General features: G+C 47.2%; 14 protein-coding genes. 4 read left to right on the forward strand and 10 right to left on the reverse strand.

The window, feature by feature from the left end:
* Positions 1–452 precede the first annotated feature (452 nt).
* Genes DW677_RS11965 through DW677_RS11975 form a run of 3 tightly spaced genes read left to right on the forward strand, consistent with a single transcriptional unit; the run spans position 453 to position 2016 of the window.
* Positions 453–776, forward strand: a complete 324-nt coding sequence (locus DW677_RS11965) for a helix-turn-helix transcriptional regulator (RefSeq protein WP_117485327.1) — start codon at positions 453–455, stop codon at positions 774–776.
* Positions 777–796: 20 nt separating this feature from the next.
* Positions 797–1534, forward strand: a complete 738-nt coding sequence (locus tag DW677_RS11970) for a Fic family protein (RefSeq protein ID WP_117567374.1) — start codon at positions 797–799, stop codon at positions 1532–1534.
* A gap of 17 nt (positions 1535–1551) precedes the next feature.
* The gene (locus DW677_RS11975) at positions 1552–2016 is read left to right on the forward strand and encodes an ImmA/IrrE family metallo-endopeptidase (RefSeq protein ID WP_117485321.1); all 465 of its coding nucleotides are present in this window, start codon (positions 1552–1554) and stop codon (positions 2014–2016) included.
* 412 nt (positions 2017–2428) lie between these two features.
* Here DW677_RS11975 and DW677_RS18800 read toward each other — a convergent pair whose 3' ends face one another.
* The gene (locus DW677_RS18800) at positions 2429–2668 is read right to left on the reverse strand and encodes a hypothetical protein (RefSeq protein WP_242992166.1); all 240 of its coding nucleotides are present in this window, start codon (positions 2666–2668) and stop codon (positions 2429–2431) included.
* On the opposite strand from DW677_RS18800, the gene DW677_RS11980 reads away from it, so the two are divergent.
* Entirely contained in the window at positions 2552–3895 is a 1344-nt protein-coding gene (locus DW677_RS11980) for a recombinase family protein (protein ID WP_242992165.1), read from the forward strand. The genes DW677_RS18800 and DW677_RS11980 overlap by 117 nt on opposite strands.
* 1 nt (position 3896) lies before the next feature.
* On the opposite strand, the gene purD is transcribed toward DW677_RS11980, so the two are convergent.
* The 9 genes from purD to pyrE all read right to left on the reverse strand — a co-directional run bounded on the left by purD (position 3897) and on the right by pyrE (position 11963).
* On the reverse strand, positions 3897–5180 hold the full coding sequence (gene purD, locus DW677_RS11985; protein WP_117503539.1) for a phosphoribosylamine--glycine ligase: 1284 nt from the start codon (positions 5178–5180) through the stop codon (positions 3897–3899).
* A gap of 80 nt (positions 5181–5260) precedes the next feature.
* On the reverse strand, positions 5261–5854 hold the full coding sequence (gene purN, locus DW677_RS11990) for a phosphoribosylglycinamide formyltransferase (protein ID WP_015553538.1): 594 nt from the start codon (positions 5852–5854) through the stop codon (positions 5261–5263).
* Positions 5848–6879, reverse strand: a complete 1032-nt coding sequence (gene purM / locus DW677_RS11995; RefSeq protein ID WP_117485311.1) for a phosphoribosylformylglycinamidine cyclo-ligase — start codon at positions 6877–6879, stop codon at positions 5848–5850. Before purM ends, purN begins: the two co-directional genes overlap by 7 nt.
* Before the next feature lie 208 nt (positions 6880–7087).
* A complete protein-coding gene (gene purE / locus DW677_RS12000; protein WP_015553540.1) occupies positions 7088–7606 on the reverse strand; it encodes a 5-(carboxyamino)imidazole ribonucleotide mutase in 519 nt (172 codons plus the stop codon).
* A 402-nt stretch (positions 7607–8008) separates the two neighbouring features.
* On the reverse strand, positions 8009–10078 hold the full coding sequence (locus tag DW677_RS12005; protein ID WP_117567376.1) for an aminopeptidase: 2070 nt from the start codon (positions 10076–10078) through the stop codon (positions 8009–8011).
* 85 nt (positions 10079–10163) lie between these two features.
* Complete coding sequence (locus DW677_RS12010; RefSeq protein ID WP_021904813.1) at positions 10164–10481, reverse strand: DUF6142 family protein; 318 nt, start codon at positions 10479–10481, stop codon at positions 10164–10166.
* On the reverse strand, positions 10462–10929 hold the full coding sequence (locus tag DW677_RS12015; protein ID WP_015553542.1) for a VanZ family protein: 468 nt from the start codon (positions 10927–10929) through the stop codon (positions 10462–10464). The genes DW677_RS12010 and DW677_RS12015 overlap by 20 nt, the downstream gene beginning before the upstream one ends.
* A 195-nt stretch (positions 10930–11124) precedes the next feature.
* Positions 11125–11274: a hypothetical protein gene (locus DW677_RS18335; protein ID WP_015553543.1), complete on the reverse strand. Its 150-nt coding sequence runs from the start codon at positions 11272–11274 to the stop codon at positions 11125–11127.
* A 14-nt stretch (positions 11275–11288) separates the two neighbouring features.
* Positions 11289–11963 (reverse strand): orotate phosphoribosyltransferase, encoded by a 675-nt coding sequence (pyrE, locus tag DW677_RS12020; RefSeq protein ID WP_015553544.1) that lies wholly within the window; start codon positions 11961–11963, stop codon positions 11289–11291.
* Positions 11964–11971 lie beyond the last annotated feature (8 nt).

An 11971-nucleotide genomic window follows, 5' to 3' on the forward strand; every position in this document is an offset into this window, starting at 1 on the left:
GCTTTCAGCCACTTTCACGGCTGATCCGTGAATAATCTAGGTTTAATATTGTCTTCTTCATTTGGTCCGTTCTCTCTCACCCCCCTCTCGTCCTCTGTTGCGAACAGGTATTCTAATGTGTGTTCTGGGAAAAAAGTGATCTCTAATTCTCACACATTCTGAATATTCCCACGGCACTTTACCATTGAATCTCGAATGAATCGTTCTATATGAAACTCCCAGATATGTTGCAATTTCAAGGCGAGAGACTTTTTTTCTTTTCATCTCAGCCCCAAGATTATCAATTTTTACCGCGCAACTTTTTCACCTCCTTCAAATTGCGCAATTATGCAATTCGTACCTTTGCTATATTGCATTATTGCGCAAATGTCAACATATTATTTACAGAATTTTGCAATTTTGTGTTTACTTTTTTAGCGCAATATTGTAATATCATCGTAGGAGGTATACACATGGATCAAAGAGCTGAATTACTACGGAAATTGATGGACTCAAAAAACATGAAGGTTTCTGATATTGTAAAGATATCTGGTCTTCCCTACTCTACAGTAAAAGCAATCTTAGAGCGTGGGGCAGAAAAAGCCGGTTATATAAATGTTTGTAAAATATGTAATGCTTTAGGAATTACCGCGGATGAATTGGAGCGAATGGTTGCAGAAAATAACTATCAACCTACCACCATCGCCGCCCACTTCGACGGTGACGATTTCACAGAGGATGAGCTGGATGAGATCCGCCAGTTCGCTGAATTTGTTAAGAATAGAAAGAAATCATGATCCCCAGAAAGGAGACGCACATGACAACTACAGAATTTATTCAGTTCCTGCTGGAACGTTTTCAAATAGAATGGAAGCGCCGTGACCGCTCCGGAATCTACGGTCTCACTCAGCGCTTACTTGCTTATAACTCCAACAAAATCGAAGGCAGCACTCTGACGGAAGAACAGACGGCGTCTCTCTTTGATACCGGCACACTTCCAAAATCAGATGATTATTATCGTGCAAAAGATGTAGAAGAAATGAACGGACATTTCTTAATGTTCAATAAGATGTTAGAAACAATTGACCAGCCTCTCAGCCAGGAACTGATCAAACAGTTCCACTATGAACTGAAAAGCGGTGTCTTTGAGGATCGCGCCAACGGGTATGCGATCGGTGACTACAAGAAACGTCCGAACATTGTCGGTATGTATGAGACAGTTCTTCCAAGCAAAGTTCCGGAAGAAATGGGAAAACTGCTCTCCTGGTATTCCTCCCAGGATGTCACTCTTGAAATTCTGGCTGAATTTCATGTTCGCTATGAAAGCATTCATCCTTTCCAGGATGGAAACGGACGCACTGGTCGAATGATCCTTTTCAGGGAATGCCTGCGTCATAATCTTTCACCGTTGATCATAGAGGATGCTCACCGGCCGGAATATCTGGAAGCGTTGAAAGAATATCGTGAAAACGGATCCGTGGCAAAAATGTGTTCTCTATTCCATCTGGAACAGGATTATTATCGGAACCGCTGTCAGTATTTTATGGAGGAATAATTTTTACGGAGGCTCTTATGAATTCATACGAATATCTACAGGAAGAAGCCCGCGAAGATGGAGTCAATGTGATCGACTATCCTTTCGACAACAACCGAATCCGCGGTCTGTATTGTGATGGTACGGTAGCTATCCGTCAGGATATGACCACGGTAGAAAAGTCCTGTGTTCTCGCGGAAGAGCTTGGTCACCACCGCATGACAGTCGGCAATATTTTAGATCAGAATGATGTGGCTAATCGCAAACAGGAACATCTTGCAAGGCTGTGGGCCTACGACCGTCGGATCGGACTCTCCGGGATCATCCTGGGATACCGGAACCATTGCCATAACTTGCATGAATTGTCAGAATGTCTGGAAGTGTCAGAAGAATTTCTGAACGAAGCCTTGGAATGCTACCGGGAAAAATACGGCTGCTACACAGAGCTGGATGGATATGTGATCATGTTTGAACCGCACTTGGCGGTGATGGAAAAGATATAGAACGAACCTTGAAAATAATATACTTACCCGGGGAACCGAAGGGGCGATTATGTCAGCCGCCGGACACGAAAGTGAAAGGAGGCTGGTGCTGATGGTTACATATTCTGATCTGTTTCAGTTTGTAATTATGCTTTGTGCTGTAATAACCCTCGTTGCTTATTTTACACACAAAAAATAGCGCCCTCGTCCTGGTAAGATAAGGCGCTATTTTTTAGGTTGATGCTTGCCGGCGGCTAGGTGTACTCTAGCTTTCGGCTCTCTCGTTAAGTATATTATACAGGTCCGGAAATAATTTGTCAAATCACATAAATAGAAAAACCGCCCGGTGTTACCAGCACCGAACGGATTTTCATAGATTTTCTCTTGCCGGATGCTCCGGAAAGATATAATCAGCCTGAACAACTGAATTATATCATCTTCCAGGCATCTCGGCAAGGGGTGTATTTTTTATACCTTTTTCTGGAGGTGTTATATGAAAAAAGTCGCTATTTACGTCCGGGTCTCCACCCAGGAACAGGCCGTTGAAGGATATTCCATTTCGGAGCAGATCGACCGGCTTACAAAATTCTGCGAAGCTCATTCCTGGAAGATCTATAAAGTATATACGGATCCGGGCTTTTCTGGCGGAAATATGAACCGTCCATCTCTCCAAAAGCTCTTTGCTGATTGCACACAAAAACGTTTTGATACCGTTCTTGTCTACAAACTGGATCGATTATCCCGTTCCCAGAAAGATACCCTCTATATTATCGAGGACCTTTTCCTTACAAACCATGTGGATTTCATCTCCATGTCGGAAAATTTTGATACCAGTACCCCGTTTGGGCGGGCCATGATCGGAATTTTAAGTGTCTTCGCGCAGTTAGAGCGGGAACAAATTAAGGAACGAATGGCAATGGGACGGGAAGGGCGGGCAAAGCAGGGAAAATGGCACGGCGGCGGAAATGTCCCAATCGGCTATGACTTTATTAACGACTATCTTATCCCGAACGAATACGAAGCAGCGCAGGTTAAACAGATCTTCGATCTGGCGATCCGCGGATATTCCTATTCTGATATTGCCCGCTCCATGTCTGGATACACTACCAAATATGGACCTTATAAAGTTGGTTATAATACGATTTCTTTAATACTGCAAAATCCTATCTACATTGGAAAGATAAAAACAAATACTGGATATATTAACGGGATCCACGAACCACTTATAGACGAAACCACATTTAATGAAGTTCAGAAAAAGGTTACCCAGATCGCTGAATACTACAAAAAAGAACATACCGGGCACTACGGTCAGTATCTTCTCTCTGGGCTATGCCGATGTGCTTCCTGTGGGGCCACATATTCTGCTCATTATGTAGGCACGAAAAAGCATCGCTATAAATATTACAAATGTCGTAATCGTGCTTACAACTGGCGTGATGGATCTCCAAAATGTATGTCTCCCAACATAAGAGTCGAGGTCTTAGACAATGCTGTTTTAAATGAAATCCGTCATCTCCAGCTGGATCCTGATTATTTTGATGAAGTTTCCAATTCCCCCGCTGCGGACTCTTCATCTCTTGTTGAAACATTAAATAAACGTCTGGAAAATATACAAAAGCAAATTGCCCGCACGATCAGGCTCTACTCGCTTGGTTCAGTCGAAGAAAAGGATATAGAAAATCAGCTGCAGATCCTCTATTCCGAAAGAGATACCCTCTCTCTTGAAATTGAGAATGCTACAGCTGATCAGAAAGATACTGCCGATGTGAAAAGTATCCTGTCCATGTCCAACATTGATGAATTGGATGATACCGAAAAGCACAATCTCGTCTGCCTATTGATCAATCATATAATGATCAATTCAAATGGAGATTTTGAGATTCATTGGACCTTTTAGGTTATGAGTGAATATCGTCGATCGCCTTACCAATATCATGTCTCATATACTTATTCTCAAATGATATCCATTCCGTAGCCTCATAAGCCTTCTTTCTGGCTTCCTTCAGATCTTTTCCGGTGGCGGTCACACCGAGGACACGGCCGCCGTTGGTGACGATCTGACCGTTTTCGTTGAATTTTGTGCCGGAGTGGAAGACATAATAATCGTCTTTTCCCTTGAACTTCTCAAGTCCCTCGATCGGGAATCCTTTTTTATACTCTACCGGGTAGCCGTCGGACGCTAAGATCACACATACTGTCGCGCGGTCATTGTCGAACTTTAAGTCGACCTGATCGAGCGTTCCGTCGATACATGCCTCGAAGACGTCCACAATATCGTTTTCCAGTCTTGGGAGAACGACCTGCGCCTCCGGGTCGCCGAATCTCGCGTTGTACTCGAGAACCTTCGGTCCGTCCGGTGTCAGCATAAGTCCGAAGAAGATAACGCCCTTAAACGGTCTTCCCTCTGCCTTCATGGCATCAACGGTAGCCTGATAGATATATTTCTTACAGAACTCGTCGACTTCTTTTGTGTAGAACGGGCTTGGGGAGAAGTTTCCCATACCGCCGGTATTTAAGCCCTGATCGCCGTCCTTTGCACGCTTGTGGTCCTGGGCAGAGCTCATGATCTTTACGATATTTCCATCCACGAAGGACAGTACGGATACCTCACGTCCTGTCATAAACTCCTCGATAACGATCTCATCACCCGCGGAGCCGAACTTCTTATCCATCATCAGGGTCTTAACGCCCTCTTTTGCCTCTTCCAATGTCTGGCAGATCAGAACGCCCTTTCCAAGCGCAAGACCGTCTGCCTTCAGTACGATCGGCATCTTTGCGGTCTCAAGATACTCCAGCGCCTTTTCCGGGTCTGTAAATGTCTCATAAGCCGCTGTCGGGATATTGTACTTCTTCATAAGGTCCTTAGAGAATGCCTTGGAACCCTCGAGGATCGCCGCGTTCTTTCTCGGTCCGAATACACGGAGTCCCTCTTTCTCGAAGACATCAACGATTCCGCCTACAAGCGGATCGTCCATACCGATCACGGTAAGATCGATCTCTTTTTCTTTCGCGAAAGCAACTAATTTATCAAATTCCATGGCACCGATCGGCACGCACTCCGCTACTTCAGAAATACCTGCATTGCCCGGGGCACAGTAGATCTTATCGACCTTCTTGCTCTGTGCGACCTTCCATGCGATCGCATGCTCTCTTCCGCCGCTGCCAACGATTAAAACCTTCATTCGTTTTTCCTCCTGCTTATCAGTGAAGCCGTTCCTGTATACGCCCCGCGCAGCCAGGAACGGCTGTCTTCTATCCTGTATCAGATCTCTCCGTTTGCGATCATGTCGATGGCCTTCGGCAGGATCTTCCACTCTGCCTGTTCCATGACGCGGCGCTGAAGGACCTCCGGCGTGTCGCCTTTTTCCACTTCAACAGCCTTCTGTAAGATGATCGGACCGGAATCCATTCCCTCGTCCACAAAATGTACCGTCGCACCGGTGATCTTTACACCTCTCCGAAGAGCAGCCTCATGGACCTTCAATCCGTAGAAGCCGACACCGCAGAAGGACGGAATCAAAGACGGGTGGATATTGATGATCTTATCTCTGTATTTTTCGATCATGGCTGCCGGGATCTTCACGAGATATCCTGCCAGCACGATGAGGTCCAGCTCATAGGAATCGATTTTAGCAACCAGTGCCTCATTGAACTCCTCCCTGGACGCAAAATCCTTCGGGGAAAGACACTCAGCCGGAATCCCATGCTTTTTCGCGCGCTCCAAAGCAAACGCGCCTGCGTTGTTGCTGATGACGACCTCTACCTTCGCATTGCGGATCGTTCCCGCGTCGATGGCATCCAAGATCGCCTGAAGATTCGTTCCTCCGCCGGAAACAAGAACGCCGACTCTTAACATAAGGTCACTCCCTTTTCTCCTGCCTCGATGGATCCGATGATATACGGGATATCTCCTGCTGCTTTCATGGCTGCCATCGTTGTGCGGACATCTTCCTCAGCGACTGCAACGACCATGCCGATTCCCATGTTAAAGGTGTTGTACATCATCTTCTCATCGATCTCGCCCTTTTTCTGCATCAGCGGGAAGATCGGCGGGATCTGGTAGCTGTCTTTATGAATCACAGCGCGGACGCCATCCTTTAACATACGCGGAACATTCTCGTAGAAGCCGCCGCCTGTGATATGGCTGCATGCCTTTACGGTAACGCCTGCTTTTTTCACGTTCTTTAAAGCTTTCACATAGATTCTTGTCGGAGCGAGAAGTGTCTCACCAAGAGTCTTTCCAAGCTCGTCGTAATATGTATTTAAGCCCTCCGCAGTCATCTCTTTCTCAAATACCTTGCGGACAAGAGAGAAACCGTTGGAGTGAACGCCTGTGGAAGCCATTCCGATCAGCACATCACCCGGCTGAAGATCCTCACCTGTGATCATATCCTTTTTATCGCAGACGCCAACGGAGAAACCTGCAAGGTCATACTCATCCTCTGCCATGAGACCCGGATGCTCTGCGGTCTCACCGCCGATCAGGGCAGCTTCAGACTGGAGACAGCCTTCCGCAACACCTTTTACGATATCCGCGATCTTTTCCGGATAGTTCTTGCCGCATGCAATATAGTCTAAGAAGAATAACGGCTCACCGCCTGCACACGCGATATCGTTGACACACATGGCAACTGCGTCGATACCGATGGTGTCATGCTTGTCCATGATCATCGCAAGTTTCACCTTTGTTCCACATCCGTCAGTACCGGAAAGAAGGACCGGCTCCTCCATATCTTTGATCTTTGCGAGGGAGAATGCACCGGAAAATCCGCCAAGACCACCTAAAACTTCCTCACGCATGGTCTTCTTAACATGCTCTTTCATCAGTTCTACAGACTTGTAACCAGCCTCGATATCAACTCCGGCTTTCTTGTAATCCATATGTATTTCCTCCTGGAGAATCTTATGTTCTCGGACATTCTCTGCACATTCTGCATGCTGCATGCGCGATCATGTCCCGATTTCTATATTTTTTATGCTTATATGAGTTTACACTGTGTCTTCATCAGACCCTGCTGGAAACACAATGCCCGGCAGCTACTCCCTTTTCTGTCTGCGGGAACTCTGTTTTTAATATCTCTGTTACTTGTCATTTTTTCATGGAAGCAAGATACTCTTTGTATCCGATCTTGTCGAGCTTCTCAGCCTTGCTCTCAACTTCCGTCTTCATCTTCTCGGAATAAGCTTTTAATTTTTCAAGGAGTTCCGGATCGGATGCCGCAAGGATCTTTGCCGCAAGGATTCCGGCGTTCTTTCCTCCGTTGATCGCTACGGTCGCTACCGGGATTCCGGACGGCATCTGTACGATAGAATAGAGGGAATCCACGCCGCCTAAGTCAGAAGTCTTCATCGGGATTCCGATGACCGGAAGCGGAAAGATCGCTGCGCACATACCCGGAAGATGAGCTGCCTTGCCTGCGCCGGCGATAATGACCTTCATGCCTTTGCTCTCGGCGCTCTTCGCGTACTCGAAAAATGTATCCGGCTCTCTGTGAGCGGAAATGATCGTCATTTCAAAATCAATACCAAACTGTTCCAGTACCTCGGCAGCCTGTGCCATGATCGGCATATCAGAGTCACTGCCCATTACAATTCCAACTTTTGCCATTGTTTTTTCTCCTTATGAGTGTAACGATTATTGATAAGTCATTCTAATAAATAGCTTTTTAGTAACAATATTTCCTTATCAATCATAATACAAGGTTTTTTTATGCGCGTCAAGTAGGAATCCGTAGATTCTGCCAACTTCATGCAGTGATGTGATACTGCAAAATATAATATTCTTCCCATCCATCGGTCTGTCAGCGGCTTTTCCTGGAATCACAGGTGTCCACACTCAGTGTAATTATGTAAAAACACCCTGAAATACATAAATGAATTACATATTTCAAGGTGTCCTGTCATCAGCTGCATAACCACTGTGTTCATAATTTTCTCTATGCTATTCCGGTTTTGCAGTCTGATAAAACTTTTTGTAACGATTCTGTATCTTCACAGTTACAACTTTTTCTTATTTTTCATCCAGCGGCCTATTCAATTCATCCAGCCCCGCCAGAACAAACCTTCCGTCCAGAATGATATCTGTCTTCGTTCCGTCTGTATGGACTGCGGAAATTCTCTCCAGCTCCTTATATGGGATCGTGATATCCGTGTGGACGCCGAAGTACGCCTTCGAGACATCTTCCTTCCTTAATATAGAAACTTCGTTGTCTCTCGCGATCATCTCCTTGCCGTCCGGATTGTACATCGGGCTGTCCTCAGACCAGCTGTAGCAGGTGTCGCCAACTGCAAAGTGCGGTCCCATCTTCTCGACGATAAGGATCGGCAGACGGTCCAGAATTCCAAACTTCTCCGCCATCGCGTAAGCCGTCGTGTTCGTTCCGATGGCAAACTCACCGAGGGGCAGCGTCTCGTGACCGTTCATGATTCCCTGCACGATAAGGCGGTGTCCGGCTTCCTGATCGATCACTCCATTTTCCACGAAGTTATCGCATACCGCTGAAACCACACGGCCGTCCTTGAATTCCATGCGGAGGTTCCGGTACTGGATATCTCCGATATAAACCGTTCCCACATTTAAGATTCCGTTCGTTCCCGCAAGCTTCGGGGAAGTGAACACCTCGCCAAGCGGAATATTTACATCCGCCACACAGTTCTCAAACTTCGTCTGCTTTTCCGGGTTGGAAATCGCAGCCAGCTGGACCTGCATGTTCGTCTGGTTCTCCCCTTTTCCGGTGATCTCCACATACTCCGCCGTATCGAGAACATCAATGATCTTCTGCTGCATGTCACGGTAAAGTTCGTAATCCAGTGTGTTGATCCGGATCGTCTCCTTAAAGATCTCCGGGAACAGTTCCCCGATTGCCGGAACCGGGAACGCGATGATCGTAAAGCTCGTCTCATCCCCCGGAATATATTCGTTCACCACCGTCATAGAGAGATTCCTGTACTCCAGATAAAGGTTCTGCTGTTTCTCCGTAAACGCCCATGCCTCCGGCTTATTCACTGGCTCAAAGCCCGGCTCGCCGAAGGTCTCGATGACCGCCGGTCCCGCGTAAGCGGCTGCGTCCTCTTTATACTGCTCGTAGGCCGTCTTTAAGACACCGATCTTCCGGTCACGGAACGCCTTATCCATATAGACTGCGCTGTCATAACGATGGTCATAATCATACTGTCTGTTCGGGGAAGAGGATGCGTATCCGCTGTGTCCTGCCGGATTCCGGTTGATGCTGCCCACAGCACTTCTGCAAAAGATCACCGAAAGCCCCGCTGACTCGAAATTTTTTACTGCCTGGCGTACCATGCGTTCAAAACCGATCGGATAACGCACTGACACCGTCTTCTTCTTCGAAAGATCCCGGCCCATGACCTCAAATCCACGGATATATCCGTCAGTATAGGTATCTGCCATCTTCCTGATCTCTTCCTCCGGCAGGCTGTTTAAGAACGCCGCTGTCTTCTCCTCTTCCGGGGAAATATACGCACCGAACCGGTAGAGATACGAGAGATCGGAAAGGTCACTCTCCATGATGATCTTTTTCGCGAAGTCAAGCTTTGGATCCACGCCTTCCTGTACACGGTAAGTCAGAGTCACATCACAGTAGTCGCTGGCGCTCCAGTAGAGCACGTCCTTGATCTCCTTCGCTGCCGGAAGTGTCTCGCCCTCAAAGAGATTGTAGATCTCGATCAGTGCCTCGTTTCCGATCACGAGATCCAGAACACGTCCCTCAAACGCGTAAATGATATCCCCGCGGATCTCCGCATAGAGATAGGAAAGAAGCTTTCCGTACTCCTCCCCCAGTGTCTTCACCGCGTAAGCCGGATTCGTATAGCTTGTCTCATAGTTTTCAGGAAGAACATCCGCATAAAGCTTATGGTTTAACGTTCTTCCCTCTTCCAGTGTCATCTGATCCAGGCTTCCGTCCTCTTTCGCCTTTAAGACCTCGCCGCACTGGATAATGAACTCTGTCACTTTTCTAAAATAATCCCGGTAGTTTTCCGGTACCGTCTCTTCCGTCAGAATTTCCTGGATCCGCGCCATGGAAAGGTCATAGCGCTCTCTGATCAGATCTTGTTCCATGTGTCATGCCTCCATTTCACGTTCATTTTCCGCACCTGAAAAAGATGCGCTCCGGACCGCTATTCCCGGTTCCGCCCTGTCATCTTTACAGCGCAAACACGATCATCAGTACCCACACCAGCAGCAGGATCCCCGCCGCCGCAAGGCTGATCTTCGCCAGAAGATAATTCTTCTCTTTCTCCATCATGGCAAATACACCATAGACCACCGATGACACCGCAATGATAATACTGCAAAAACCCAGAGCCGCAGCCGCAAGCGGTGCATTCCCCTGGGTATAGTACGAAAAGCTGATGGCGGCGGCATAAAAGACAAGTGCCGCCGCTGCGAGCCCTGCCGCCACAAAACTATTCTTTGCAAACGGCTTTTTTATATACGATACTTTATTTCCGATTCGTTCCACTGTATCTCTCCCAAACGCCTCTCGCAAGGACAAAAATAATATACCCGGCAAAACCACCGATGGTATTTAAGAGCAGGTCATCCACATCAAAGCTTCCGACTTTGCCGACAAGCTGCATCGTCTCCACAAGAAGACTCATGGCAAAGCTTAAGAGTACTGTGATATACCAGTGTCTCGTCCGCACCCAGATGACCGGCAGAAAAAAGCCAAAGGGCATAAATGCCAGCACGTTGCCGAAAATATTCAAGAACACCGCGCGCCAGCCAAGAATGTTCCTGTATAAAAGAAAGCGCCGAATCTCTTTAAAAAGGGTCAGGTTGTAGGAATATTCGGCCCTCACATCGGGGCTGCGCCCCATTTCTTCGGCGAAAAACAGGAAATATGTCAGCAGAACCAGATACAGGACGAAAAGAACCGCCCCGAGAATCCGATGTCTGTGTTTTTTCATTTTTAAAATTCTCCATTTCCACCAAAACAGGGGTCCTGTTTCGTGGTCCTTCTCTCCGGATACTCTCCGAATTTTTAAGCAGGAAAGGAGATGCCGCCATAAAGGCCACATCTCCCACTCCGTTCATCTCACTTTTCAGGCATGCTTCACCGCTCTTTTTGTTTGCACAGCCGCGTTAAAACCGCCCTGATCCGATTAAAACGTGATCTCAGATTTTCTCTTAAGAAGCAGTGCCCCGTTCACGATCGCGATGATTCCGGCAGCAAGTCCGACAGAGGCAACAATAACTCCGACCGCGATGCTCGCTGCCCCTGTGTTTCTCATGGTCTTATAAATCTTTTCCATAAAACCGCTCCTTCTTATTTTACGCCATACTGCTCATAGTATGCGTCGATCGCAGCTTTTAATGTATCGTCGATGATCACTTTTCCCTTGTACTCCTTATTGTAAAGGTGCTCAACTACTTCCTTCATGGTTACGATCGCTGTTGTGCGGAAACCGTATTTCTCCTGGATCTCGGTAAGAGCGGACTTCTCGCCTTTACCTCTCTCGCAGCGGTCTACGGATACAACAAGACCGAGAACATCGACATCGCCCTGTGCCTTGATGATCGGAAGTGTCTCCTCGATGGATGTACCCGCTGTTGTCACGTCCTCGATGATAACGACCTTGTCACCGTCAGCGATCGGGCTGCCGAGAAGGATTCCCTTGTCACCGTGGTCTTTTACTTCTTTTCTGTTGGAGCAGTACTTGATGTCCGCGCCGAAGTGCTCGCTGATCGCCATGCTTGTTGCAACGGTCAGCGGGATTCCCTTGTAAGCCGGTCCAAAGAGAACATCGAAGTCTGTTCCGAATGTATCATTGATTGCCTTCGCGTAGTACTCGCCGAGCTTTCTGAGCTGGGCGCCTGTGCGGTAGAAGCCTGTGTTTACGAAAAACGGTGTCTTTCTTCCGCTCTTTGTTACGAAATCTCCAAATTTTAATACGCCGCAATCAACCATGAATTCAATAAATTCCTGCTTGTACTTTTCCATTACCTAAA

Source organism: Clostridium sp. AM25-23AC (assembly GCF_003435125.1).
Classification (GTDB): Bacteria; Bacillota; Clostridia; order Lachnospirales; family Lachnospiraceae; genus Pilosibacter; species Pilosibacter fragilis.

Bases quoted from the DNA above. Each gene is read 5' to 3' on its own strand.
- DW677_RS11970 (WP_117567374.1), top strand. From the start codon at position 797: ATGACAACTACAGAATTTATTCAGTTCCTGCTGGAACGTTTTCAAATA.
- purM (WP_117485311.1), bottom strand. From the start codon at position 6,879: ATGGATTACAAGAAAGCCGGAGTTGATATCGAGGCTGGTTACAAGTCT.
- DW677_RS12005 (WP_117567376.1), bottom strand. From the start codon at position 10,078: ATGGAACAAGATCTGATCAGAGAGCGCTATGACCTTTCCATGGCGCGG.
- DW677_RS11965 (WP_117485327.1), top strand. From the start codon at position 453: ATGGATCAAAGAGCTGAATTACTACGGAAATTGATGGACTCAAAAAAC.
- purE (WP_015553540.1), bottom strand. From the start codon at position 7,606: ATGGCAAAAGTTGGAATTGTAATGGGCAGTGACTCTGATATGCCGATC.
- purD (WP_117503539.1), bottom strand. From the start codon at position 5,180: ATGAAGGTTTTAATCGTTGGCAGCGGCGGAAGAGAGCATGCGATCGCA.
- pyrE (WP_015553544.1), bottom strand. From the start codon at position 11,963: ATGGAAAAGTACAAGCAGGAATTTATTGAATTCATGGTTGATTGCGGC.
- DW677_RS12015 (WP_015553542.1), bottom strand. From the start codon at position 10,929: ATGAAAAAACACAGACATCGGATTCTCGGGGCGGTTCTTTTCGTCCTG.
- DW677_RS11975 (WP_117485321.1), top strand. From the start codon at position 1,552: ATGAATTCATACGAATATCTACAGGAAGAAGCCCGCGAAGATGGAGTC.
- DW677_RS18335 (WP_015553543.1), bottom strand. From the start codon at position 11,274: ATGGAAAAGATTTATAAGACCATGAGAAACACAGGGGCAGCGAGCATC.
- purN (WP_015553538.1), bottom strand. From the start codon at position 5,854: ATGTTAAGAGTCGGCGTTCTTGTTTCCGGCGGAGGAACGAATCTTCAG.